The 25,706-nt window shown below is 65.0% G+C and carries 18 protein-coding genes; 9 read left to right on the forward strand and 9 right to left on the reverse strand.

Annotation, left to right across the window (positions count from 1 at the left end):
* From VXD91_RS03130 to VXD91_RS03145, 4 genes are all read left to right on the forward strand, one after another.
* On the forward strand, nt 1–248 hold a 248-nt coding region (locus tag VXD91_RS03130; RefSeq protein WP_346414635.1), incomplete at its 5' end, for an integrase core domain-containing protein.
* A 606-nt stretch (nt 249–854) separates the two neighbouring features.
* Nucleotides 855–1,424, forward strand: coding sequence for a type IV toxin-antitoxin system AbiEi family antitoxin domain-containing protein (locus VXD91_RS03135; protein WP_346414636.1), 570 nt, complete (start codon nt 855–857; stop codon nt 1,422–1,424).
* Nucleotides 1,421–2,272 (forward strand): nucleotidyl transferase AbiEii/AbiGii toxin family protein, encoded by an 852-nt coding sequence (locus VXD91_RS03140; RefSeq protein WP_212812038.1) that lies wholly within the window; start codon nt 1,421–1,423, stop codon nt 2,270–2,272. The genes VXD91_RS03135 and VXD91_RS03140 overlap by 4 nt, the downstream gene beginning before the upstream one ends.
* A gap of 54 nt (nt 2,273–2,326) precedes the next feature.
* Nucleotides 2,327–4,696, forward strand: a complete 2,370-nt coding sequence (locus VXD91_RS03145) for a DEAD/DEAH box helicase (RefSeq protein WP_212812039.1) — start codon at nt 2,327–2,329, stop codon at nt 4,694–4,696.
* Between the two features lie 546 nt (nt 4,697–5,242).
* Here VXD91_RS03145 and VXD91_RS03150 read toward each other — a convergent pair.
* On the reverse strand, nt 5,243–6,439 hold the full coding sequence (locus VXD91_RS03150) for a hypothetical protein (protein ID WP_212812040.1): 1,197 nt from the start codon (nt 6,437–6,439) through the stop codon (nt 5,243–5,245).
* 107 nt (nt 6,440–6,546) lie between these two features.
* Between VXD91_RS03150 and VXD91_RS03155 the strand changes: the two genes are divergently transcribed.
* Nucleotides 6,547–10,563: a hypothetical protein gene (locus VXD91_RS03155; RefSeq protein WP_346414637.1), complete on the forward strand. Its 4,017-nt coding sequence runs from the start codon at nt 6,547–6,549 to the stop codon at nt 10,561–10,563.
* Nucleotides 10,564–10,862: 299 nt separating this feature from the next.
* On the opposite strand, the gene VXD91_RS03160 is transcribed toward VXD91_RS03155, so the two are convergent.
* The 3 genes from VXD91_RS03160 to VXD91_RS03170 all read right to left on the reverse strand — a co-directional run bounded on the left by VXD91_RS03160 (nt 10,863) and on the right by VXD91_RS03170 (nt 13,690).
* Nucleotides 10,863–12,314, reverse strand: coding sequence for an LLM class flavin-dependent oxidoreductase (locus VXD91_RS03160; RefSeq protein ID WP_212812046.1), 1,452 nt, complete (start codon nt 12,312–12,314; stop codon nt 10,863–10,865).
* 90 nt (nt 12,315–12,404) lie between these two features.
* Nucleotides 12,405–13,142, reverse strand: coding sequence for an SDR family oxidoreductase (locus tag VXD91_RS03165; protein WP_212812047.1), 738 nt, complete (start codon nt 13,140–13,142; stop codon nt 12,405–12,407).
* Between the two features lie 110 nt (nt 13,143–13,252).
* Nucleotides 13,253–13,690, reverse strand: coding sequence for a hypothetical protein (locus tag VXD91_RS03170; protein WP_213020309.1), 438 nt, complete (start codon nt 13,688–13,690; stop codon nt 13,253–13,255).
* A 248-nt stretch (nt 13,691–13,938) separates the two neighbouring features.
* On the opposite strand from VXD91_RS03170, the gene VXD91_RS03175 reads away from it, so the two are divergent.
* The 4 genes from VXD91_RS03175 (at nt 13,939) to VXD91_RS03190 (ending at nt 17,762) form a co-directional block, all read left to right on the forward strand.
* Nucleotides 13,939–15,279 carry an FAD-dependent oxidoreductase gene (locus VXD91_RS03175; RefSeq protein ID WP_346414638.1) on the forward strand — a complete coding sequence of 447 codons (1,341 nt, stop codon included), beginning with the start codon at nt 13,939–13,941 and terminating at the stop codon, nt 15,277–15,279.
* Between the two features lie 49 nt (nt 15,280–15,328).
* Entirely contained in the window at nt 15,329–15,910 is a 582-nt protein-coding gene (locus VXD91_RS03180; protein ID WP_212812050.1) for a TetR family transcriptional regulator C-terminal domain-containing protein, read from the forward strand.
* A 29-nt stretch (nt 15,911–15,939) separates the two neighbouring features.
* Nucleotides 15,940–17,334 carry a family 1 glycosylhydrolase gene (locus VXD91_RS03185; protein ID WP_346414639.1) on the forward strand — a complete coding sequence of 465 codons (1,395 nt, stop codon included), beginning with the start codon at nt 15,940–15,942 and terminating at the stop codon, nt 17,332–17,334.
* A gap of 74 nt (nt 17,335–17,408) precedes the next feature.
* Nucleotides 17,409–17,762 (forward strand): heme-binding protein, encoded by a 354-nt coding sequence (locus tag VXD91_RS03190; RefSeq protein ID WP_020103641.1) that lies wholly within the window; start codon nt 17,409–17,411, stop codon nt 17,760–17,762.
* Between the two features lie 19 nt (nt 17,763–17,781).
* On the opposite strand, the gene VXD91_RS03195 is transcribed toward VXD91_RS03190, so the two are convergent.
* From VXD91_RS03195 to VXD91_RS03215, 5 genes are all read right to left on the reverse strand, one after another.
* Nucleotides 17,782–18,363, reverse strand: a complete 582-nt coding sequence (locus VXD91_RS03195; protein ID WP_346414640.1) for a nucleoside deaminase — start codon at nt 18,361–18,363, stop codon at nt 17,782–17,784.
* Between the two features lie 2 nt (nt 18,364–18,365).
* Nucleotides 18,366–18,995: a uracil phosphoribosyltransferase gene (gene upp / locus VXD91_RS03200; protein WP_212812053.1), complete on the reverse strand. Its 630-nt coding sequence runs from the start codon at nt 18,993–18,995 to the stop codon at nt 18,366–18,368.
* 9 nt (nt 18,996–19,004) lie between these two features.
* On the reverse strand, nt 19,005–20,240 hold the full coding sequence (locus VXD91_RS03205) for a URC4/urg3 family protein (RefSeq protein WP_346414641.1): 1,236 nt from the start codon (nt 20,238–20,240) through the stop codon (nt 19,005–19,007).
* Nucleotides 20,237–21,529, reverse strand: coding sequence for a GTP cyclohydrolase II (locus tag VXD91_RS03210; protein WP_346414642.1), 1,293 nt, complete (start codon nt 21,527–21,529; stop codon nt 20,237–20,239). Before VXD91_RS03210 ends, VXD91_RS03205 begins: the two co-directional genes overlap by 4 nt.
* A 90-nt stretch (nt 21,530–21,619) precedes the next feature.
* Nucleotides 21,620–25,654 (reverse strand): bifunctional nitrate reductase/sulfite reductase flavoprotein subunit alpha, encoded by a 4,035-nt coding sequence (locus VXD91_RS03215; RefSeq protein ID WP_346414643.1) that lies wholly within the window; start codon nt 25,652–25,654, stop codon nt 21,620–21,622.
* Nucleotides 25,655–25,706 lie beyond the last annotated feature (52 nt).

The raw sequence follows: 25,706 nt of genomic DNA on the forward strand, positions 1-25,706 counted from the left end.
ACGATCTCGCTCGTTCAGTAGGGAGGACCGGGGTGTGTTGGGACAACGCCGCGGCTGAATCTTTTTGGGCCACATTGAAAGTCGAGTTCTATGACCGGTACTTGTGGCCGACCAAAGCGGCCGCTAAGCTCGCCGTCGGTAACTGGATCGAACGGGTCTACAACCGCCGCCGACGCCATTCCGCGATCGGCATGATCACCCCGGTGGAATGCGAAAACCGGATCAATCAGACGGCACAAGCCGCCTGATCCCGTGTCCATCGAAAGGGGTCAAGCCCAGGCCCGGGGGTTCGTGCAGTCAGTTTGCTTGACTTTTGCTGACGACATCCACCGAGGAACCGGCCAGACCATCTGCTGCTACGGCGAATAGGAACCGATCGAGAGCTGCTAGCTAAACATAGGACATCACTGGTGCCGACTGCGCGCCCAAGCCTCCGAGCTACCTGGTAAACGACTCAACTCAAAGACCGCAACTCGTGTCGCAAGTGGCCAAGTCCCCCCTCGGACACAGTTTTCTTAGCTACATACAGCAAATACGCTCTACAGTTCGTTTTATGCATTTGCCGCATGGTTAACGCTGGCGACGAATGTCCTCGAATCCGTGTCGCAGATGGCCGAGTCGCCTTCTGGACACCCCCTCGGACACGTCCGGCGACACGGCTGAATCCAGCGGTCGCTGCGACCCGATTACCCCCGCAAGGTCATCATGGGCGCCTCGTTGACACTCGTGTCGACCTGGCCTTATAGCGAAACGTACCCTCACCGGTGATGACGCCCGCCGCGACGCACGGTCACAAAGCGAAACAATCCGCATACACGTACTATTAACTGTAAACAGTTTGTATGCGATTGGAGGTGTCGCCGGCCATGGAAGCACTAACCCCACGCACCGCACAGAAGGTCGGATTGTCGCGCGGCGCCTTCTACCGGGACGCACGCGAAGGCCGCCTCGACCGCATCGCACGAGGCATATATCTTCCCGCCGAGGCCCCAGCGATGGACTGGGATCTGATCGAAGCCTCAACGCGCCGACCTGACGCGACCATCTGCTTGACCTCCGCGCTGGCCCACTACGACCTCACCGACGAGATACCCGCCACCGTGGACGTCGCGATCCCGCGCGGCTCCCGCACACCGGCTGGCCGCGCTGCCATCACCTGGCATCACTTCGATGCGGCCACATTCGACATCGGACGCGACCAGATGACGATCCCCGGCTCGAATCAAACGATCGGGATCTACTCCCCCGAACGTTGCATCGCCGATGCCTTCCGCCTGCGTGGCTCGGTCGGCTACGAGCTCGCTCGTGATGCGCTGCGGCAGTGGCTGCGCGCAGGCGGCAAACCGGCACTACTCATGGACATCGCCGCGCGCCTGCCGCGCGCGAAAACCCCGGTCCTGCAAGCACTAGAGATGTTGACGTGAGCCGCGGCGACGAGGTGTTCCGCCACATCCAGGGCACCGCACGGTCCGCCGCAGCACAGAGCGGAGCCGGTGCACCGACACAGGAATACCTGATACGGCACGTACTCGAATCGTTTCTGGACCGCCTCACCCGAACACCTCACGCCAAGGACTTTGTACTCAAAGGCGGAATCTTGTTGGCCGCCTATGGAGTTCGGCGTCCCACCAAAGACGCCGACGCCAATGCGATCAGTGCCGATGTCGATGCCGAGCACCTCATACAGGTGGTTCGTGACATCGCCGCAGTCACCATAGATGACGGACTGCAGTTCGATCTCGCCACGATCGCCGTCCAGGAGATCCGTGAACAGTCAGAGTATCCCGGTCTGCGCGTACGAATCGCCGCAACCGTTGGGCCGTGGAAAGGGGTAGCGGCGTGGGACGTGTCCACTGGTGATCCGATCGTCCCGCCACCACGGCACGTGACCATCGATCGGATCCTCGGCGAACCGATCACCCTCCTGGGATATGCACCGGAAACGACGATCGCCGAAAAGGGCGTGACCATCCTCGAACGCGGAATCACCAGTACCCGCTGGCGTGATTACGTCGACATCGTGCAACTCGCTCGCGCCGGCATCGATTCGCACGAACTGCTCCGCTCAGCGCGGGCGGTCGCCGTCCATCGCGGAGTAAATCTGGGACCCGTCGCACCGCGACTAGCCGGTTACGGCGCTGCCGCACAAGCGAAATGGGCGGCATGGCGCCGCAAGGAACACCTCGAATCAGCTTGCGAACAAAACCTCGACGACCAAATCGCTCTCGTTGCCGCCCACCTCGATCCAGTCTTTCGCCACGGACCCGAGTGAACTACCGGCATCTACCGGCGCGGGACCGGGTCCGTACCTAGCGGAGGGATATCAATGACGATCACTGGCGGCCGTGAGCGATTTCCCGGCGAGTTGGATGAACTGCGAGCTGACAACGCGCGCCTACGGCACTTACTTGAATTGACCGAGGAACAGGCCCGCGCCGCACGCAGCGACCAGGCCACCCTAACTGGTGCCCCGACGCCACCTGTCTGCATGGAGTCCAGCCCCGCTGACAAGGTCAGGTTCTATTTCGACCTATTCCGTTGCCGCACCGATGTTTACGCCCAGCGATGGGAAAACCGCAAAGACGGCCGATCAGGCTGGATGCCGGCGATCGAAGGCTATTGGCGCAAAGGCATGAACCGTGCCGATGCCCCGTACCTGACATTGACCCCTGAGGTCGTGAGCTCACATCTCCGCGGTGATGTCCACATCGGTTTATATCCGCTGGGCGATGACGACACATGCTGGTGGGTAGCAGCAGACTTCGACAAAGAAGCGGCGATGCTCGACGCCCTCGCGTACACGAAAGCCGCTCGCTCCCATAATATTCCGGCAGCGCTGGAAGTATCCCAGTCCGGCCGCGGCGCCCACGTGTGGATCTTTTTCGCGCACGCGACATCAGCCTCCGTCGCGCGCGGGATCGCCACCAGCCTGCTCGCCGAAGCCTTCCGGCTGCGCGGCAGCATGCGCCTGAGCAGCTACGACCGCTTGTTTCCTTCCCAGGACGTGCACACCGGCCGCGGAGTCGGCAACCTGATCGCGGCACCACTCAACGGCAAACGCCGCCAGCACGGCACCACCGTCTTCCTTGATCCGGCAACCCTTGAACCGTACGAGGACCAGTGGGCATATCTGTCGAGCATCGCGCGACTGTCCGCCAAAGAGACTGCTTCCCTTGCCCGCCAGCTGCCCAGCCCCCAGATCGGGCACAACGTTCGGCGGCTGCAACTGCCCACCTCATCGAAAATCGTCCCCCGCCCCGCGGCGATCGTGCGAGCCGCGTTCGATTCACGAATCACCCTGACGTCCACCGACCTCGGCCCAGCCATGATTTCGGCTGTCAAACACGCCGCCTCCATCCGCAACCCCGAATTCGACGTACGGCAGCGAGCACGGCGAAGCACGTGGGATACCCCGCGCTATCTATATAGCTACGACGAAACCGCCGACGGCAACCTAACCCTGCCACGCGGCCTGCACCAACTGCTCAGCGACCTCGTCAGCTCAGCCGAGAGCACCCTCAAGATCGAGGACCACCGCGTCATCGGTGAGCACCACGAATTCACCTGCGCCACAACACTGCGCGAGACCCAGTCAGATGCTCTGAAGAAGCTCCTCAACCACGACACAGGCGTACTGATCGCACCCCCAGGAACCGGAAAGACGGTCATCGCCTGCGCGACAATCGAAGCACGTGCCACCTCAACGCTCGTTCTTGTCGACCGCAAAGCACTCGCTGACCAATGGCGAGACCGAATCCACCAACACCTCGACTTCAAATGCGGCCAGATCGGCGGCGGACGATCCAAGACCACCGGAGTTCTCGACATCGCACTACTGCCAACCCTGGCGCGTCGCAACAACATCTCCGAATTAGCGGCCGGATACGGCTTCATCATCGTCGACGAATGCCACCACGTCGCAGCAAGCGCCTTCTTCAAAGTCCTCGGCCAGATTCCCGCCCGATTCTGGCTGGGCCTGACCGCGACTCCGGAACGGCGAGATGGACTCGAAGACCTGATCTACCACCAACTCGGTTCACACCACGTACAGATTGAAAGACCCACCGCAGGCCAACTGCCCACCGACAGCGCCGAACTGTCAACACCGCACCCGGTACTGCACCTCCATCCGACACAATTCCGCTACCTCGGCGACGCTGACCCACGAGAACCAGGCGGGATGGCCGACATCTACCGGACGCTGGTCGCCGATGAGCAACGGCTCGACCAAGTCGTCGGCGACGTCCTGACCGCTGCCGATAAAGGCGCCAACATCCTCGTCCTCACCACATGGGTCGACCACCTCAACGCCATCGCTGAACGGCTCACCGCTGCAGGACGATCAGTCACCGTATTGAGCGGAGGCATGAAAGCCGCCGAACGGCGCGGCATCACCGAAATGCTTGCCACAAGGACACCGAATACGGAACCGCTCCTGATCGTCGGCACCAGTTCGTTCATAGGCGAAGGCTTCGACTGCCCAGCCCTCGACACGCTATTTCTGGCAGCACCGATCACGTTCAAGAATCGTCTCGTCCAGTACGTCGGCCGCGTGACACGGCCGTACCCCGGCAAGACCACCGCGACCGTGCACGATTACCACCACGAGCTCACCCCGGTCATCGCCTCATCACTGAAGAAACGAGCGCCCGGCTATATCACGATGGGATTCCCAAACCCGCGGACCCGCAGCTGACGGACGTTTGCAGAAGGGGAAAAGCGCCGCAGCGTTCCCCGACGGAGCCCGTTCTTCTGCGCTTGCCCGCGCCCGTTGCATCGCGTCGACGATTCTCGCAACTACCCTTAGCCACGTCATGACTACCACCAGGACTGTCTAGCGCGTGCCGTCGCCAACCGCAGGAAAACTGCTGGTCAACAACTCAAATCAAAGACCTCAACCCTTGTCGCAGGTGGCCAAGTCCCCCCTCGGACACAGTTTTTTTACATGTGCGGATGGAGAATCGGCTCCCAACTGCATCGGAGCGGATTTCCGTACTTGCTGATGCCCAGGGGCAGTCGCATTCACCGACACACGACTGCGGATTTTTGGTTATCCCGCCACGAACACCGTCCTCGCCGACATACTGACTGGCTGTTCCTCAATGTGTCTTCGCGGTGATCGCCACCGGTCGTGATACCCATCCCCGGCCTCGGCGCTGGTCGATCGAGTGCACCACACCGCCGATTGTCGAGGACAACTACCTGCCACCACGGCGAGCAGACTCGATGGGCAGTGTGGAGGTCAGTCGCCTTTCGGCCATGCCTCGCCTGGGGGCCAAGAGGCCGGGAGGCCGAAGAACTCTCCAGCAGACGGATCTGGAGGGGTGACTGCAAGCTCGCCGTTACGAAGGGTGATGGTATGGGCGGGGATTCCCAGCTCGTCGGGTAGCGCATGAATGGGACTCGGGTGCCGCCACAGCGTGACCTCGGCGCGCTGAAAGTAATACGGCATGAGTTGGTTAACGACTAGAACCCCCGACACATTGCGGTTCTGCCAATCGGGCGGCGTCCCGAAGTAGCCACCGGCTTGCCGAATCGCGCGGGCGGGCGGCTCCCCATCTGAATTCGGGTCAAATTCGAAAGCAAGCGGCCCGTACATCGCATTACTGGCGTGCCACCGGTCGCCATCCACGATGTACGTACCGATCGCGATAACGAATGGCGCTTCCAGATTGCCGTACTCATGATGTTTCGCAGCGAGGGCGGCTTGGATAGCGGGCGCATCATCGACGAAGCTCGCCTCCGACTGGCCGTAGATCCCGATCGCCCGGCTATCGGGTCTCAGGCCTCGGGCTTCGAGCTTCTTCGGGAATGCCTTGAGCCCAGCCTCCCAGCCATCCTCGCGCCAGACATACTTCGGCGCAGCGTCGGCCGTCCATGGTGCGTCAGGATCGAGCAGGCGCAACCACTGGCTCAGTTTGCCTCGAAGGCGCGCCGCCTTGGGTGGCCGCGGCCCGTCCACAAGATGGTCAAGCCAAAGAATGAAATTCGGGTCTTGGAGCCGATTCACCGTATCGAATAGAACCGCCCGACGACCTGCCGCAGCCTTAGCCGCCGCGGTCGAACCAGGAGCAACCGCCTCAACGTAGAGCCGCTCGTCGCCGCGGACAGCCAAGAAGTCGGGGTGACGGGTCGTACCCGGCACCTCCGGGTGAACCACTATTTCGTAGCCAGCGCGCAAAAGCGACTCGTGAAGATAGAGCTCCAAGTAGGCACTGCGGAACTGCTCGTCGTCTCCTGATCGCAAACGTTGGAGCAAGTCATTGCAGGTGATGTCATCGTTGATGCGGTCCATCCACTGCTGCATCATCAACCGCGGCTGGTCCCAATAGTCGCCCGCGATCCTGTTCATGAACGCAAAGGTGGACTCTTGGAAGCCAGCCACCGACGTGTCGTCGCGGTGAGCATCATCGAACAGCGGCTCGCGACTCTTGACCATGCACGTAGCGTGCCAGCAGCCGCCGACAAGTCTGCGCCCCCGGGGTCCGTCAGTATCAACTCACCAACGGCCTCGACCCACCAAGCGGCGATCTACGAGCTCTGTCGGTGGCGTCAGGCAAACTGATCGCGGACATCAGTGAGGTGAGTTTTCGCATGCCAGTTTCAGAAGACACCGGCGCAAGAGACTTGTCTTTGCCGCCGACCAACGAGCTGACGTGGGAGCAATTCGAGGACTTCACCGAGGCCGTGCTGAGCGCACACCGGTTCGCGAACAAGTCAGGGCGACGCATAGCACGCGTCTCGCGATGGGGGCGCCGCGGCGACAAGCAAGACGGAATCGACTTTGAGGGCGAATGGAGTGACGGGACCACCTCCTCCTGGCAGTGCAAGGCATACGAAAAGCTCCAACCGGCGGACGTTCGAAACGCAGTTCAGACATGTAGCTTTCACGCCGATACCCATCACCTCGTGTACTCCGGATTCGCCTCGCCAGCTGTGAGGCAGGAGATCCAGAAGCACGCCGACTGGACATTGATCGACCGACGCGACCTCAATCAGCTACTTGCAGACGTGCCTCTTCACCGTCGACGCGAGATCCTCGACTCAACATGGGACCGCGCCACACGTAAACGGCTCCTCCGCGTGCCGGGAGCCGATGCCTTTGAATCGGTGGACGCGCTCGGTGACACACGTATCTGTCTTCCTGTACTGAATGACGCCGGCGCCATGGTCAATCGGACGGCCGAATTGCAGGCTCTTCATACAGCGGTACGGGGAGACACACGGATCATCCTGATATCGGCACCCGGCGGGATGGGCAAGACTCGGCTCGCCGTCGAGGTGCTTCGTGACCTGCAGAACGAGAATCCAACCGTTCCCGTCCTGAGCCTCATCCCGGCGCACCCGCTAAGTGCCGATAGTCTCGACGAGCTGCCCCACTCCTCTGTGGTCCTTTTTGTGGATGATGGACATGAGCGACCCGAAGCCGTGCATCGGTTGCTTGAATACATGCTGAGGAATGAGCACACCAAACTCGTTGTCGCAGCGCGAAAGAACGGCGTCACCCCCCTTCTCGATACGTTCATGAAGGCCGGCTTCCCGATCAGCGGTGTCGCCACGATCGAGCTGTCACCACTCAGTCATCGCCACGCGTACGAATTGATCGATTCCCTCGCGGACGGGCTCGACATCCAGCTCGCGTACGGAACGAAAGTAAATATCGCACGTCTGGCAGAAGAAGCGCCCTACCTAGGGGTGCTGGCAATCGACGCAATCCGAAACGGCACTCTAACCGGCAGCCTCACACTTAGTACCGACCTTCGTTCGGCTGTGCGGTCGAGTTATCGCCAGTCCATCACCGCCACGGTCAACGAATTCGACCCGGCGCTTGTCGAACGCTTCCTCGCAACGTGTGCCGCTACCGGTGGCGTGATAGACCTGAATAACGCCGAAGCGCGCGCTGCCGTCAACGGGTTCTGCGGGTTATCTGACGACGAGTCGAATCGACTCTTGAGTGCGCTGATCCGAGCTGACGTCATGACGAAGACCGAATCGATTTTGAGGCTGGTCCCCGACCTACTCGCAGACATGATGCTGGAGACCGAGAGCGTCACTGAATCACTAGGTCAGAGAACCAATTTCGTCCCCGAGGTATGGCGATCCCTATACCCATTCTTCGGCGCACAACTACTCAGACGCCTTACTGATCTGGACTGGCGACTCCGCCGGCAAGACCTTCCAGGGGTTGTCGACGGCATCTGGCAGACACTTCGAGACGAAATTGATTCCACCGACGTGATCGGCCTACACGAAGCAGTGCAACGCCTTGCCGCCCTGAGCTACACCCAGCCACACGGGCTCATGCCCCTACTAGCGGAGGTTCGCAACCGCCTCGCCGACCTCGCCAATTTGGATGAAGTGCCGCCTCCTAAAAGGGGCCCGCTGACCGCGACCCATTTCGAGCGGGAGGAGAGAAGGACATGGCGCTTGCACGAACTGAGCGCCGCGGATGTGAAGATCGAGATGGCACCCCTGCTCGCTCAGTGCGCACGTACAGCACCCGAACTACTCGAGCAGGCGCTCGATGGGCTATGGGCACTTCACCGCGAACTCGCACCTATGCCGGCCATGCACCCCGACGCCGCAACAAAAGCCCTAGAAACCCTAGCCGAACTCGGCAGGCTCCCCGACGAGACTGTGCCACAACGAATCATAGACCGCGTCAGAATTTGGCTCTCGACCTACGCACCGACTCCGAAGGCATATCCACTGTTCGCATTGAAGCCGCTCCTCACCAAACAAGGCGAGATCGCCGGCCAAACGGCGCCACGCGTTGTCAGCTTCAATACCTATCTGATCAATGCCGATTGGGCGCGCCCGACGCGAGACGCAATCCGCGAGGTCCTCCTGGAAAGCGCGACAACTGAACACGTCGGACTAGCCGCTGAGGCCGTGCGGATACTCAAGTCCGCATTGAGACCGCCTCAAGCCCTATACGGTTTCAACCCGACCGCGGAAGACCTCGAAGCATGGGACTCAGATGACCTAGCGACAGTCACCACCTTGGCAACAATTGCGGCCAAAGCCACCTCGCCTGTGATCCGCCGTCTGGTTCGCGAATCCGTATCTTGGCAAGCGCAGCATGCACGTTGCCTTCAAATCCGTTGTTTAGCAATCGAAATAGCAACGATTCTCGACAACCATGGCGACGAACTCGCAGACGCATTGATGGGCTCACATCACTTCGGCCTACCGAATCGGTATGGGTACACTGCACCGAGCATCGCAGATCTTGAAAGCGGTCTCGACGTGGGCACGTCACGGCCTGATGACGAGGACATCGTCGATTACATGGACCGTGAGCGCGATGCTTTGCTGGCTCGCTGCTGGGACAGCCTGTGGCGGGTCGGAGACATCAGCGACGTCCTAGATCGCCTTGAGTGCACGGCATTTGAAGTATTGCTGGCGGACAGCAGTCAGTCTCTGCCGTTCCTCTTTCTGGGAAAGTACCTCGCAAACAACTACACATACCAGTGTTCCGCAGTCGTTAAGGACATCGCCGCGCGGCCTCCCGGGCCTCTCGACGATCTTCTCGTCTACGCTCTAGCTGGCTGGAACGCATTCGACACGAACGAGTTTGGTAGCTGGCTGGACGACAGTCCACACCAACGCAACGCGGTCCGATCAGCAATCGGTGACGCGATCAACACAAACTCCTGGACCGACCTTGGCGGCCCTCATCTCGCCGCGTATTCCAGAGGTGTGCTAGACGCTGTTCCGGCAGTGCGCGCGAAGTTTCACGCCGGCGCGCATCGCTTGCTCGCACGAGACCCGGTAAGCACTGCGGAGTCTCTCATCGCGACAGGTATTGATCAGTCAACGTCAACACGCCTGATCGAGTGCGCCTGCACATTTGGTAGAGCGGACTGGATACAGGAGCTGGACGAATCCGACGTGGCGGCGATCCTCGCTCTCGCAAGGCGTTCAGACATCAGCGCCTACGGCGTGCAGGGTGCCCTCGCACGCATCGCGCGAGGCTTCCCACGTGAAGTACTGACTTTCCTACTGTCCTGTTACCGCGAAGATCGCGCAGCCATAGTGGACCTGTGCGGCGACTATCCACAAGCGTTCAGCGGGCAGGCCGAAGCAGTGGTGAGCTGGGTATTCGATCAAATAGCCTGCGAGACAGATGGGATCGGCGATGTTCTAAAGACTGCGGTGGGCGAAACGCTATACAACGAAGTTGGGGAAGCGCTCGCTGTGGAGATCGAACATTGCGACATCGACGAGATCCGGGGCGTCCTTGAGGTATTCGAACCGCTTGACTACTGGCCTCTTTACGCTCCATTGCTGGCGGACAAGTTGATCACTCGGACAAGGGAAGTCGATTCCTCTCATGTCGCGGACGTTCTGGCGGCGACCCGCACTTCGTGTGAAATGCGGCTGATTAGTTGGGTGAACGGCCGTTCCGAAGAGCTCGAGCTTCTGTTCGACCTCGCGACGAAGCTTTCGAATGCAGAATTCTTGGACACCGAATTACGCGCCATCTACAGGTTCTCCGCTGACGAGTTTCGCCGAGAGATCGCAGAAATCGCGGCCCGCTATAACAACGACTACGACTAACAGGACAGATGCCTGAGACTATCGGGGCGTCGTCGTTGTGCGATACCAGTGCAGCATCCCGAACGCTAGGCGCCACGGCAGTCGGCCGCAGGCCGAGCATCTTTGCCGATCCTCCCCAGCTGCATTCTCAGCGCCAACAACGCCCGATTGAAGCGACGATGACGGGTTATTCCCTGACGACTCTCCAGGAAACGCTCACCTCCTTGTCGGCTCCGGTTGAAAAGTGAGCAGGTCGTTCCGGAGCAGGCTGCTCAGGATTCAACCGGAGCCGGCGCAGCTCCCGCGACGCTGGTGACCACTCAGCGGCCGCGCGCCGGTTGCGCCGCGGTCGATCCCGACGACGACGGCAGCGTGGACGGACGATCGATGATCGTCGACGACGAGCCACCGACCCGGTATCGCGCGCCGCGGTGCTCCTGCGGCAGCCGGTCGCCGTTGCCGAGCAGCTTGTGCCGCAACGACCCCGGCTGATAGTCCGCCTGGTAGGCACCCCGTTCGGTCAGCACCGGAACCACGTGCTCGATCACGTCGGCGAAGGAACCGGGGGTGATGGCGTAGGCGAGGTTGAAACCGTCGACGTCGGTCTCGGCGACCCACTCCTGCAAGGTGTCGGCCACCGTGGCGCCCGAGCCGACGATCCGTGGACCCATGCCGCCGATCTCGCCCCACTCGGCGATGTCGCGGACCGTCCACTCCCGGCCATCGGGGTCGGCCGACTGGAACGCCTTGACGGCGGACAGGATGGCATTCGAGTCGACGTTGCCGATCGGCTCGTCCAACCCGTACCGGGCCAGGTCCACACCCATCCACCCGGACATGAACACCAGCGCGCCTTCCGGGTCGCCGTAGGAGAGCAACTCGCGGTGTTTGGCGTGCGCTTCGTCGTCGGTGGCCGCGGTGATCACCGTCGACAGATTGAAGATCTTGGCCGAGTACGGATCCCGGCCGGCCAGTTCCAGCTCCCGGCGAATCGTCGAAACCGTCTCGGCCAGAATGGCTTTGGTCGGCGCCGCGGTGAAGATGGCCTCGGCGTTCTCGGCGGCGAACCGGACCCCGCGCGGGGATGAGCCGGCCTGGTAGATCACCGGGGTCCGCTGCGGCGACGGCTCGGCGAGGTGCACACCCGGCACGCTGAAATGCGTTCCGGAGTGCCCGATGTGGTGCACCTTGTCCGGGTCGGTGAAGACCCCGCGCTCGCGGTCGCGGACCACCGCGTCGTCCTCCCAGGAGCCCTCCCACAGCTTGTAGAGCACCTCGAGATATTCGTCGGCGTGGTCGTAACGGGCGTCGTGGGCCGGCTGGTCGGTCTGCCCCATGTTGCGTGCCGCCGCGGGCAGATACCCGGTGACCACATTCCAGCCGATGCGGCCCTTGGTCAGGTGATCGAGGGTCGATATCCGGCGAGCGAAGGGATACGGGTGCTCGAACCCGGTGCCGGTGGTGATGCCGAAGCCCAGATGCTCGGTGACCAACGCCATCGCCGATACCAACAGCAGCGGGTCGCCCACCGGGATCTGCGCGGCCTGCCGGATGGCGGCCTCGTCGCTGGCTCCGTAGACGTCGTAGGTACCGAGCACATCGGCGATGAACAGGCCGTCAAACCTGCCGCGCTCCAACAACTTCGCCAGTTCGGTCCAGTACTCCAGGTCCTTGTAGCGCCAGGACTGATCCTCTGGATGCCGCCACAGTCCGGGCGACTGATGAGCGACACAGTTCATGTCGAAAGCGTTGAAGCGAATTTGTCGGGTCACTACTCCACCGTGCCCACATCTCGCGCATCAGACACCGATTGCACTCAGCACGAACATTTTTCGCGGCGCCGGCCGGGGTGGCGAGCTGTGTCAACGCAAGCTGTACCCGCCGTCGGGATAGATCGTGGACCCCGTCGTCGCGCCGTTGAGGAACAGATGAACGACGGCGGCCGCGACCTCGTCCTCCCGCGCCAGTTTCCCGGTGGTCGAGGCCTCGACGAAATGGGCGAACGCCGCGTCCCGGACGGCCTGCGGCCGCTGATTCCACAAGTTGCCGTCCACGGTGCCGGGCGAGATCGCGTTCACCCGTACCGGCGCGAGTTCAACGGCCAGCCCGCGGGCCAGTCCCTCGATGGCGGCGTTGGCCGCGACGTAGGCGGGCGCCGCCCCGGCCGGCCGCACACTGGCCGCCCCGGCCATCAGGACGACGGACGCATCGGCGGTCAGCACCGGCAGCGCGGCCTTGACGACGCGGTACTGACCCCAGAACTTCGAGTCGAACGGCGACGCGGCGTCGGTCAGTGAGAGTTCGCGCATCGATCCGGTGACGTAGGTGGCCGCGGTGGTGAAGAGGGCATCGACGGCGTCGAACCGGGCGAACAGGGCGTCTATGGTGCGCTCGTCGGCGGTGTCGACGACCTGCCATGTCGCCGCCGGGCCCAGATCGGCGGCGGCCTTCTCGAGCACACCGGCACGGCGCCCGCCCAGCACCACCGCACCCCCGCCGGACACCACCAATCTGGCGACCGCGAGACCGATTCCGGTGCCGCCGCCGATGAGGACGACCGTCCGATCCGCGAATGCGTCGGCGGCAAGGAAACTCTTCATGGCTCCGACACAATCGTCCGCGCCCGGCGCCGTCAATCGATTGGATCAGTTTGACTCGCTTGGCATGGTTTCGCGATGTGACGGAACCTGTTGCCGCTCAGGGTTGTACGTCAGATGCCGTCGACGTAATCGCCCGTGCAGATGTTGTAGTGCCCCGCCGGGTTGAACGACTCTCCGTAACCGGGGAAGTACCACTTCGCCGCCTGGTACATCAGCTGGCCGTCGCAGTAGCCGAGGTTGTAGGCCACGATCGTCGCCGATTCCTTGACCGACTGCGAGACACTGACGACGCCCGGCGGCATGCCGTACGACGTGCCCGTCCCTGTAGCGCGTTCGCCGCCCCAGGACGACCACGTGATGCCCCAGATATCGCCCGTCGGGTCGCCGCCGTTGAAGACCCGGGCGGGCTGCACCGTGCCGTAGCCGCGCGCACTCGGGTTCCAGGCACGGCCGAGCGTCGGTTGTGGGTCGGCCCGGACAGCGGGCGTGCCGGCCGTCGAGCAAGCGGCCACGGCCATGGTGGTCGCGATGGCGGTCACAGCGATCACGGCCAGCCTCGTCATCGTCGTGGCCTGCCTCTGCTCAGTTGGGTGGGTCATGGTGGTGCCGTTCGGGATTCGCGGTTGTCGTGGTCACGCCCAAGGCTGCGGCCGATGCCTTGGTGATTTCTTGGTGCGCAAGCGCTACCTCCGATCCGCTGCTGTGTGACGAGAGTCTCCGACGTCGCCGTGACGTAGGCCTTGCGGTACCTGCGTACCAATTTAGGCTTGCCTTACCTAATTTAAGGGAGTGCTGAATGCGTGACGTCCGCGTGGCGGTGATCGGGGCAGGTCCGGCCGGAATCTATGCGTCCGACATCTTGGTCGACGAATACCCGCAGGCCAGGGTCGATCTGTTCGATCGCCTGCCGGCCCCGTACGGGCTGGTCCGGTACGGCGTGGCACCCGATCATCCCCGGATCAAGGAGATCATCAAGGCGCTGCGGCGAGTCCTCTCGCGCGACGAGATCCGCTTCATCGGCAACGTGCACTATGGCACCGATCTGAAACTGTCCGATCTGCGTCGCCACTACGACGCCGTTATCTTCGCCACCGGGGCACGCGCGGACCGCCCGCTGGACATCCCCGGCATCGAACTGCCCGGCAGCTACGGCGCCGCCGACTTCGTGTCCTGGTACGACGGCCACCCCGACGTGCCACGAACCTGGCCGCTGGAGGCCAAGAGCGTTGCGGTGCTCGGCGCGGGCAACGTGGCACTCGACATCGCCCGGATGCTGGCCAAGCCCGCCGATGAGCAGTTGAGCACCGAGATCGCCGGCAATGTGTACCAAGGTCTTTCCCTGAATCAAGCCACCGACGTGCATGTGTTCGCCCGGCGCGGTCCGGCCCAGATCAAGTTCTCGCCGATGGAATTCCGCGAGCTGTCGCACTCCCCCAGCGTCGACGTGATCGTGCACCCGGAGGGCTTCGAGATCGACGAGGCCAGCCAGCAGGCCATCAACACCAGCAAGTCCACCAAGCTCGTCGTCAACACCATGATGCGTTACCTCGACGTCGAGCCCACCGGCGCCCCGCACCGCATCCACATTCACCTGTGCCAATCCCCCGTCGCCGTGCTCGGCACCGACCGCGTCGAAGGACTGCGGACCGAACGCACCGAACTGATCGGCGACGGAACCGCCCGGGGCACCGGCGAATTCACCGATTGGCCGGTGCAGGCGGTCTACCGCGCCGTCGGCTATCTGCCGTCACACCTGGCCGATCTGCCGTTCGACCACCACGCCGGTGTGGTTCCCCACGACGCCGGGCGGGTCCTGGACCTCGACGGCGAACTGATCGAGGGCACCTACGTCACCGGCTGGATCAAGCGCGGGCCGATCGGTCTCATCGGGCACACCAAATCCGATGCGTCCGAGACGATTACCAGCCTGTTGGCCGACCTGCCGGGACTGCGCGCACCGGAGATCGGCGAGCCCGATGCCATCCTGGAACACCTGGCCGGCAGCGGCATCGACTACACCACGTGGGCGGAATGGGAACGCCTCGACGCCCACGAGATGGCCCTCGGCGCGCAGCAGGGCCGCGAGCGGGTCAAGGTCGTGCCCCGCGCCGACATGATCAGCGCCGGCCGGCGGTAGGCGGCCGGCTTCGGGCACTTCCTGCCGCGGGTATCGCTAGCCTCACGACATGCCAACTGTGGGGCGATACGCCAAGGGTGAGGCCAAGCGCGCGGAGATCAAGGCCGTCGCGCTCGCGGTGCTGGAACGCGACGGTGAGGCCGGTGCGTCGATGCGGGTGATCGCCAATGAGGCGAACATCAGCCTGGCGGGCCTGATGCACTACTTCCCCACCCGTGACGTTCTCCTGACCGAGTTGCATCGCGACGCCGATGCGAAATTCGAAGAGCGGTACCGCAATTCGGACGTCGACATCGACCCAGGTGAGGCCATGGCACAGGCGATGGTGGACAAGGCCGCCAAGCCCGGATCGGGAACGGTCTATCTGTCCCTGGCTGCGGCCGCCGCCGTCGACCCGTCCCATCCGGCCGCGGATTACCTGCGCCAACGATACGAGAGCATGCGCGCGACCATCAGCGACTACGTCCGCCGCCGGCAGGCTGCCGGCACGGTCCCCGCGCACGTCGACGCCGAGTTCGCCGCCACCGCGCTGATCGCGGCGGCGGACGGGATTCAGATCCAGTGGATGTCCGATCGATCGATCGACATGGGCGCGCACGTGCGCGCGGTGTGGGGCGCATTACTGTCCTGACCAAAACAGTGCAGTGTATGGTTTTTGGTATGAAGTGGAACCGGGTTGTCGTGGCGTCAGCCGTTGCCCTCTCCCTGGGCCTGTCCGCCTGCGGCGCAAAGCAGGACGCAAAGCAGGAGCGGACGGACACCAGTTCGTCCTGGAATCGCAACTTCTACTGGGGCACCGCGACCGCCGGCTACCAGGTGGAAGGCGACGCTCCCGACAGCAACTGGCGCCGCTACGTCGACCGCACGGCGGGCAAGCCCGTCCCGCCCGGCGCCGACGCCTTGAGCGCAGCTCCGGTGGAGCCCTACAAGCAGGCCGACGACTTCCGGCACCGCTACAAGGAGGACATCGCCAACGCGCATGCCATGGGCGTCAACACTTTTCGCTTCGGCGTCGAATGGGCGCGGGTGATGCCGCAGCCCGGCGTGTGGGACGAGAAGGAACTGGCCTACTACGACGACGTGGTCGCGACGCTGCTCGCCAACGGCATGACGCCGATGATCACGCTGATGCACTGGGTCTACCCCGGCTGGATCGCGGACCGCGGCGGCTTCCTCAACAACGTCGCCGCGTTCGACGACTTCGCCACGGCGATCACCAAACGCTACGCGGGGCAGGGCGTGCTGTGGGTGAGCATCAACGAGCCACTGGCCTTCGGCGCGATGGAACTGCGCACCGGCGCCATCAAACCTGACCAGTTCGGCACGTTCCTCGACCGCGTCGCCGACGCCCACCGCGCCGTCTACCGCGCCGCCCACGACGCCGACCCCAAGGCCAAGGTCACCACCAACGAGGCCTACATTCCGCCGGAAGTGTTGGCACAGTTCACCGGATTCGGCGTCACGGGCATCGAAGGCTCGTTCTTCGACCGCGTGCGGGACAGCCTCGACTACCTCGGCTTCGACTACTACACCGGGACGGCAGCGGACAACCCGGCGTCGGCACAGAGCATGGCGGCGCGGTGGAACATCAAATTGCAGCCCGAGGACATCTACTACGTGGCACGTCACTACGCCCAGCGGTATCCCGGCCTACCCATCTATGTCGTCGAGAACGGCATGGTCACCGACAATGCGAAACCGCGCACCGACGGCGTGACGCGATCGCAGTACCTCAGCGACACCGTGTTCTGGCTGCAGCGCGCCAAGGCCGACGGCATCCCGATCATCGGCTACAACTACTGGTCGCTGGTCGACAACTACGAGTGGGGCAGCTACCGTCCTCGCTTCGGCCTGTATTCGGTTGACGCACTCAATGATCCGACACTGCGGCGGGTACCCACCGACGCCGTCCAGACCTACACGCAGATCACCCGCGACGGCGGCACGCCGCCGGCCTACCGGCCCGTGATACCCGCGGCGAAGTGCTCGACGACCGTCGGCAAGGACAGCTGCGCCCCGCTCGACGTGAACGGCCCGACGGTCGCGCTGCGCTGAGTTCGGTCCCAACACGCGGGCCGAATTCCACGCAATGCACCCGAGATCGCCAGGTTTCCAGCAGGATCAGCAGTATGAAACTGACTGCCATGCTCGCGCTCGCCGGGTTCGCCTCGCTCACGATCGCCATCCCCAACGCGACCGCAGCGCCGTGTACCGCCAGCGGACTGGCCAGCACCGCGGGCTCGGTCCTGGCCCAGGCCGGTGCCTACCTCGACGCCCACCCGGGCGCCAACGAAGCCCTGACCAACGCGAGCTCGTCGGGCGACGCGGAAGGCGCCGTCCGGGCGTACTTCACCGCTCACCCCGGCGAGTTCTTCGACCTGAAGAACATCGCGCGGCCCCTGACGACGCTGCGCGGTCAGTGCGGTGGCATGTCGGTCTCACCGGCGCAGATGTCGGCTCTTTTCGACGCGCTGTCGTCGTGAGCCGCGGCGGCCCGGCACGTCAGCGCCAGTAGCCCTGATGCGCCTGTGCCGCTTCGTCTTCCAATAATGGCCCGATGACGGTGATCGGGCGGTAGCCGTGCAGCAGGATGTCGCGGCACGGTAGTGCGTAGCCCGCGTTCTTCGGGTCGTCGCCGGTGAACTGGAAGAGCCGGGTGTTGGACATGCCGTACACCACCCGCCCGATGCCGCTCCAGTAGGCACCGCCCGCACACATCGTGCACGGCTCGGTGCTGGCGTACAGCGTCGCCGACCGCATGCCGTCGTCGCCGAGGACGCGCCAGGCGCTGCGGACGGTGACCATCTCGGCGTGGTCGGTCGGATCACCGCCGCCGACGGACGACGTGTTGCCGTGCGCGGCCACCACGTTGCCGGCGGCATCGGCCACCAGGGCACCGTAGGGGGCGCCGCCCGCCTCGCGCGCTTGCTCGGCCAGCACGAACGTGCGCCGGAGGTGGGCCAGGTCTTGCTCGCCGGGATCGGGCTCGGCGTGGGCCGGGCCCACCGCGCCGACGCCCGCCACCGACGCGCCGAGGACCAGCCCGGCGCCGCGCAGCACGGTCCGCCTGTTCGGGTTCGGCATGGCTACTTGGTGCCGAAGATGCGGTCGCCGGCGTCGCCGAGGCCCGGCACGATGTAGCCGTGCTCGTCGAGTTCGCGGTCCAGCGCCGCGGCGTAGATCGGGACCTCGGGGTGGGCCGCTTGCATCGCCGCGACGCCTTCCGGACAGGTCAGCAGACAGACGAACTTGATGGAGCGCGGCCGATACTCCTTGAGCCGGTCGATCGCGGCCACGGCCGAGTTTCCGGTGGCGAGCATCGGATCGCACACCACGATGTCGCGCTCGTGCAACTCACTCGGCATCTTGAAGTAATACTCCACGGCGACGTGGGTTTTCGGGTCGCGATACAGACCGATATGGCCGATGCGCGCGCCGGGAACGACGCTGAGCATGCCGTCCAGAATGCCGCTGCCCGCCCGCAGGATGGAGGCGAAGACGAGCTTCTTGCCGTCGATGACCATGCCGGTGGTGGATTCCAGCGGCGTCTCGATCTCGATCTCGTGCATGGGGATGTCGCGCAGCACCTCGTAGGTCATCAGCGCGGAAATCTCGTTCAGCAGCGCGCGAAAGCCTTTGGTGGACACATCTTTCTGCCGCATCAGTGTCAGCTTGTGCTGAACCAGCGGATGGTCGACGAGATGCAGGTTACCCATGGCGCCCTCCTAGAAAACCGTGCCGTCACTGCTGATGGACAGCGGCGGGTTCCCGGCCCGCAACTGCTGCGCGAGGGTGCGCCCGGCTGCCCAGGTGCCGCCTTCGAGGACGCACGCCAGCGGCAGTGTCGCGGAGTCGAGGCCGAGCGCGGTGCGTACCAGCGGCGCAAGCTCGTCCAGCAGTGCGACGGTCAGTGCGCGCCACTCGACGACCAATTCGTCGGCCACCGACCAGGTTCGGTCCGCGGCCGCCGGATCCCGCAGGCGCAGTACCCCGGTATCGAGCAGCAGGCCGCCGTTGCGGTATTCGGGCAGGCCGGTGAGCGCATCCAGCCCGGTGACCGGCACGCCCGCCCACTCGAACGGCTCCAGCAGCGAGTAGGTCAGCCACTGCGACAGCTTGTGGAACGGCATCCACCCACGCGACAAGCCGATTCCCGGCACCGCCGGATGCGGCCAGCAGTCACCGAGCGGGATACCGCCGATGTCGTTGTCGGCCAGCCAGACCCCGGACAGGGTGTCCAGGAGCCGCACCAGGATGTCGTGCGCGTGGACTTCCGGGCCGGCCAGCACGTCGAACAGGCCGCCGGGACGCCCCTGCGGGCCGAAGACCTCGGGACGAACCTCGAGCGCAGCACCGAGCCGCCGCAGCAGCTGCACCCGGCCGCTGAGCCCGACCAGCGGATTGTCCGGCGCGGCCTGAAATGCCCGGCCGAGGGCGGCGTCGTCGATGGCGCGCAGTGCCGCGGCGTCGACCTGCCAGGGCTGAGCCGGGTCACTGGAGAACAGCCCGTCGGCGAAGGCATGCCAACTGGCCACCCCGAGTCCCTCGGACCGCGTGAAGCGTTGCCCGGTAATCGGTTCCGCATAGGCCCAGTTGGGACCGGCGCCGGCGTCGAGCAGCACGCTGACCACGGCCAGGTCGATCATCGCGCGGGCCCGGGCGGTGGGTTCCAACCCGGCCAGCTTGGCGCGCAGGTCGGCCGTGCGGTCGATGCCGCCGGCCTCGAAATGGCGCCAGCGGCTGTGATACGGGATCGCCAGATCGGGATAACGCGTGCGGGTGACGCCGCCGACGAGGTCGGCGGCCGGCGTCAGCGCGACATCGTCGACGACGAACCAGCGCGATTCCCCCGCGCGTGCCTGCTGCAGCAGGAACTCGGCGCGTTCGCGGATGGCCGCGGTACTGCGCAGAATGCCGACCGCGACGGCGCTGTCGGTGCCAGTGCCGGTGCCGATCGTCATGACGTGAGTCCGCGGCCCTTGGCGATCTTGAGCTCGTCGGCGTCGGGCACCGGTCCTGGGGTGAAGTAACCGGCGGCCGTCTTGGCGTCGATCTCGACGCGGGCATCGGCCGGGATCAGGTCGTCGGGGATGTTCACGCGTTCGACGACCTCGATTCCCGAGCCGGTGATGGCGTCGTACTTCATGTTGCTCATCGAGACCAGCCGATGGATCGTGCGGATGCCCAGCCAGTGCAGCACGTCGGGCATGAGTTCCTGGAAACGCATATCCTGAACGCCGGCAACGCATTCCGTGCGGGCGAAGTACTGGTCGGCGGTGTCGCCGCCCACCTGACGCTTGCGCGCGTTGTACACCAGGAACTTGGTGACCTCACCCAGCGCGCGACCCTCCTTGCGGGAGTAGGCCACGAGCCCCACCCCACCGCGCTGCGCACCCTGGATGCACTCTTCGATCGCGTGCGTGAGATAGGGCCGGCACGTACAGATGTCGGAGCCGAACACATCCGATCCGTTGCACTCGTCGTGGACACGGGCGGTCAACTCCACGCTCGGGTCGGCGAGGTCGCGGGCCTGGCCGAAGATGTAGAGGGTCTGCCCGCCGATGGGCGGCAGGAAGACCTCGAGGTCGCCGCGTGTGACGAGTTCGGGATACATGCCGCCGGTCTCCTCGAACAGCACGCGGCGCAGTTCCGTTTCGCTGCAACCGAATCGGGCCGCGACCCCGGGCAGGAACCAGACCGGCTCGATGGCCGCCTTGGTCACCAGCGCGGCGCCGTTGTCCAGCAGCACCCGGCCGTCGGGGCGGAGCCGGCCCTTGCCGATCGCCTCGGCGACCTCCGGGAGGATCACGTGGGCCTTGGTGATGGCGATGGTCGGCCGGATGTCGTAGCCGCTCGCCAGTTCGGCGGTGAAGGCGTCCGCGACCATGGCACCCCAGGGGTCCAGACTCACGATCGCGCCGGGATCGGACCATTGGGGGTACGGGCCGATCACGTCGGTGGGTGCGGTGTTGGTCAGATCGGCGCGGTGCGCGGGCGACAGCGCCCCCGCCGCGACCGCCAATGCCCGGTAGACGCTGTAAGACCCGCTGTGGGTGCCGATCACGTTGCGGTGTGCGCGCGTGGTCGTGGTCCCGATCACCGGGCCGCGCTCGGCGGCGGTCGCGGCGCCCCAGTGGATCGGCAGGGCGTCGGCGGCGCCGCTGTGGGACGTCAACCTGATGTGACGGGCGGAACCCCGGGGCGGGACCGCAACGGGCGACCCTGACCCTGCGTCTGACTCGATGACCATCGACATCGCTCCTTCCCGGCAAGCTCCAGTCAACCCTGAAACGGCCGGGCGTGCAGCGGTACCGCCGGACCGCCTGGCCCGGCGGGCAGATCAGTAGACGTCGCGGACGTAACGCTTGTCGGCGATCAGCTCACGTTTGTAGTCGTGTGCTGCCGACTCGGACATGCCGCCGTGGGTCTTGATGATGTTGGTGAGCGTCACGTCGACGTCCTTGGCCATGCGCGCGGCGTCGCCGCACACGTAGAAGTGGGCGCCGTCCTCGAGCCAGCGCCACAGAATCTCGCCGTGCTCGCGCATCCGGTGCTGCACGTACACCCGGCGCGCCTGGTCCCGCGAGAACGCGGTGTCCAGCCGGGTCAGCAGACCGTCAGCGGCGAAGGCCTCCAATTCGTCTTGGTAGTAATAGTTTTCGGCCCGATGCTGGTCGCCGAAGAACAGCCAGTTGCGGCCGGTGTGCCCCAGTGCCCGGCGCTCGTGCAGGAAGCCGCGGAACGGCGCGATGCCGGTGCCGGGCCCAACCATGATCATCGGGGTCAGCGCATCCTCGGGAGGCCGGAAATGCGGCGCCGACTGCAGGAACACCGGCACCGTCTCCGCCCGGTCCGCGAGGTAGGTGGACGCGACGCCGTGCCGAATGCCGCCACGGGCACCCTCGTATCGGACCACCGACACCGTCAGTTGCACCTCGTCGGGGCTCACCAACGGGCTGGACGAGATCGAGTACGAGCGTGGCGCCAGGCGCACCAACGCATCTCGCCACTCCTCGGGTTCGGCGCGGACTCTGAACTCTTCGATGAGGTCCAGGCCGGTGCGGCCGTCCAGCCAGCGGTCACGCTCTTCCCGGGGCGCCCGCAGAATCTTGGCGCGGCTGCGTTCGGCCACGAAGTTGATCAGGGTCGGCGACACCTTGCAGATGTCGTACGACGTGGTCAGGGCCTCGCGCAGAGCGGTTTCGCCGCCGTCGATCTCGATGACCTCGTCGCCCGAGAGCCCGGCCGCCGCCAGCCATGCCGAGACGGTCTCCGGGCAGTTGGCCACCACGACGCCCAGCGCGTCGCCGACGCCGTAGCTGACGTCGTGCCCGGACAGGTCGAAGCCGATCTGGCGGACTTCCTTCGCGCCACCCTTGGTCAGCAGGGTGTTGCGGCACAACGGGACCGGCAGCGGGTTGTTGCGGGTGAACGGCTTGGCAGGTGCCGCAGGTTTGGCGGGTGCGGCGGGTTTTGCGGGCGCCGTCGGCGCCAACGGGGCCGCCGCGGCCAGCTCGACGACAGCGTCGGACCAGTGTGCAAGTGGCTCGTCGTCGTACGCCTCACAGTCGGCACGGTCGAGCAGCGCCGTGGCCCCGAGTTCGGCGAAACGGCTGTCCAGGGCTTTGGCGTAGCCACAGAAGTTCTCGTACGCCCGGTCACCGATTCCGAGTACCGAGTACCGCACCCCGGAAAGGTCCGGCGCGTCGGCGGCGCTCAGGCGAGCCCAGAAGTCCGCCCCGTTGTCGGGTGGCCCGCCGTCCCCGAAAGTGCTTGTCACGACCAGGACTTCGCTCGCGGCAGCGACGTCGTCCAGCGCGGTGTCGTCCAGCGCCTGCAGCCGGGACCCGGCGATCTTGGCGGCCAGTCCGGCGGCGAACTCCTCCGCGGTGCCGGTCTGCGACGCCCACAAGACCAACGGCCCCGGGGACTCCGGCTGCACAGCGCCGGCGACAACGGGACCCGAGACGCTGTGCGCACCGGCCAGCGCCCCGTCGACCCACAGTCGCACCACGGAGCTGACGGGCGCCGCTGCCGGCAGGACGGGGACCCCGGTGGTGTGCTCGATGCCACTGAAAAAGCCTGACAGGTAAATCTTTTCGGTGTCGTTGAGTGCGGGCGGACCGGCCAGACCGAGTGCGGCGGCCAGCGGATGGGTGCCGGCACCCGTGTGTGCGCCGAGTGGCGCGACGACAGGCTCGGTCACGACCGGCGCCAATCGCACCGCGCACACCTTGAATTCGGGCTGCAGCGAGTCGGGGTCCACCGCATCGTTGGTGACGGCGTTGATCGTGAGCCGGTCACCCTGCTGGTCGTTCCAGTGGAACGGCGCGAAGCAGTTCCCCGGCCGCACGCGGTCGGTCAGGACGGCCGGCAGGACCGCCGTGCCGCGACGCGACGAAACTTCGACGGATGCGCCGTCGACAATTCCGAGGTCGCTCGCGTCGGCGGGATGAATCTCGATGAACGGTTTCCCGGTGAGCTTGTTGAGCTTCTCGACCCTGCCGGTCTTGGTCATGGTGTGCCACTGGTGTTGCAGCCGACCGGTGTTCAGCACCAACGGGAATTCGTCGTCGGGCAGTTCCCTGGCGTCCAGGTGCGGGCGGGCGTGGAACACCGCCCGGCGCGAGGGCGTCGGAAACGCCAGTCGCGGCCGGTGCCCGTCCGCGCCGACGAACCGGTCCTGGCTCACGCCGTCGTTGAGATAGCGGATCGGGTTCCGGTCGCCGCTGTCCGGCGGGCACGGCCACTGCAGTGGGGTCTCGCGCAGCCGCTCGTAGGTGACGCCACTGAGGTCGTATCCCGTCCGCCGGTTGGTGAACTGGCGGATTTCGGCGAATACGTCCTCGCTGGACTTGTAGCCGAATTCGTCGCCGAAGCCCATGTGCCGGGCGACATTGCAGATCAGCTCCCAGTCGGGCCGCGCGTCACCGGCGGCGGGGATGCTCTGCTGCAGCAGGGTCAGGTTGCGTTCGGAGTTGATCATGACGCCGTCGGCTTCGGCCCACAGCGTCGCGGGCAGCACGATGTCGGCGTAGGCGTTGGTCGCGGTGTCCTGGTAGGTGTCTTGGGTGATGACCAGCTCGGCGGCCTGCAACCCGTCGATGACGGTCTGCCGATTGGCCACGGAGGCAACGGGATTGGTGCAGATGATCCAGACGGCCTTGATGTCACCGGTGCCCAGCTGCCGGAACATCTCGATCGTGCCGGGGCCGACGTCGGTGCGGATGGTGCCGGGCTCCAGCTCCCACTGCTCTTCGACGAAGGCCCGGTCGTCGGCCGACGTCACCGCACGCTGCCCGGGCAGACCCGGTCCCATGTAACCCATTTCGCGGCCGCCCATGGCGTTGGGCTGCCCCGTCAGGGACATCGGGCCGCTGCCGGTGCGGCAGATGGCGCCGGTGGCCAGGTGCAGGTTGCAGATGGCGTTGGTGTTCCAGGTGCCGTGCGTGCTCTGGTTCAGGCCCATGGTCCAGCACGACATCCACTCCCCTGCCTCGGCGATCATCTGGGCGGCGCGCCAGATGTCGGCTTCGGGGATTCCGGTGATCGCGGCGACCTGCGCCGGCGGATAGTCGGCGAGGAACGCGGGCATGGTCTCCCAGCCCTCGGTGTGCTCGGCGATGAATTCGTGGTCTATGGCACCGTTTTCGACCAGCAGGTGCAGCAGGCCGTTGAGCAGCGCCAGGTCGGTACCGGGTTTGATCTGCAGGAACAGATCGGCCTTGTCGGCGGTGGCGTTGCGGCGCGGGTCGACGACGATCAGCTTGGCGCCCTTGGCAATCCGGTCGGCCATGCGCAGGAACAGGATCGGGTGGCAGTCGGCCATGTTGGCGCCGATCACGAAAAACAGGTCGGCCGAATCGAAATCGGCGTACGACCCGGGTGGGCCGTCGGCGCCGAGCGACTGCTTGAAACCGGTACCTGCGCTCGCCATGCACAGCCGGGAGTTGGATTCGATGTGCACGGTGCGGATGAAGCCCTTGGCCAGTTTGTTCGCCAGGTACTGGGCCTCGAGGGTCATCTGGCCCGAAACGTACAGCGCCACAGCGTCGGGGCCGTGTTCGTCGATGATGGCGCGCAGCCGGCGGCCGGCTTCGGCGGTGGCGTCGTCGGTGGTGACGCTGACCATCTCGCCGTTGCGCCGCACCTGCGCGGTGGTGAGCCGGCCCTCGTCGGCATGCATCAGGTCGGCGTGCGTGGCGCCCTTGGTGCACAACCGCCCGAAGTTGGTGGGGTGCAGGCGGTCCCCGGACACGCGTGCGATGACGGGCAGCCCGGTGCCGGCGTCGGCCCGCGTCTCGACCGAAATGCCGCAACCGACACCGCAGTAGGAGCACGCGGTACGCGTGGTGTGTGCTCCCGGGGCGGTCATGACTCAGTTGTACGGGCCGCCGATGCCGCAACCGTTGCGCGACCATGTACTG

The organism is Mycobacterium sp. SM3041 (genome assembly GCF_039668335.1).
GTDB lineage: Bacteria > Actinomycetota > Actinomycetes > Mycobacteriales > Mycobacteriaceae > Mycobacterium.

Bases quoted from the DNA above. Each gene is read 5' to 3' on its own strand.
- VXD91_RS03195 (WP_346414640.1), bottom strand. From the start codon at position 18,363: ATGCCGAACCCGAACAGGCGGACCGTGCTGCGCGGCGCCGGGCTGGTC.
- VXD91_RS03150 (WP_212812040.1), bottom strand. From the start codon at position 6,439: ATGGTCAAGAGTCGCGAGCCGCTGTTCGATGATGCTCACCGCGACGAC.
- VXD91_RS03175 (WP_346414638.1), top strand. From the start codon at position 13,939: ATGCGTGACGTCCGCGTGGCGGTGATCGGGGCAGGTCCGGCCGGAATC.
- upp (WP_212812053.1), bottom strand. From the start codon at position 18,995: ATGGGTAACCTGCATCTCGTCGACCATCCGCTGGTTCAGCACAAGCTG.
- VXD91_RS03205 (WP_346414641.1), bottom strand. From the start codon at position 20,240: ATGACGATCGGCACCGGCACTGGCACCGACAGCGCCGTCGCGGTCGGC.
- VXD91_RS03185 (WP_346414639.1), top strand. From the start codon at position 15,940: ATGAAGTGGAACCGGGTTGTCGTGGCGTCAGCCGTTGCCCTCTCCCTG.
- VXD91_RS03145 (WP_212812039.1), top strand. From the start codon at position 2,327: ATGACGATCACTGGCGGCCGTGAGCGATTTCCCGGCGAGTTGGATGAA.
- VXD91_RS03210 (WP_346414642.1), bottom strand. From the start codon at position 21,529: ATGGTCATCGAGTCAGACGCAGGGTCAGGGTCGCCCGTTGCGGTCCCG.
- VXD91_RS03165 (WP_212812047.1), bottom strand. From the start codon at position 13,142: ATGAAGAGTTTCCTTGCCGCCGACGCATTCGCGGATCGGACGGTCGTC.
- VXD91_RS03215 (WP_346414643.1), bottom strand. From the start codon at position 25,654: ATGACCGCCCCGGGAGCACACACCACGCGTACCGCGTGCTCCTACTGC.
- VXD91_RS03190 (WP_020103641.1), top strand. From the start codon at position 17,409: ATGAAACTGACTGCCATGCTCGCGCTCGCCGGGTTCGCCTCGCTCACG.
- VXD91_RS03180 (WP_212812050.1), top strand. From the start codon at position 15,329: ATGCCAACTGTGGGGCGATACGCCAAGGGTGAGGCCAAGCGCGCGGAG.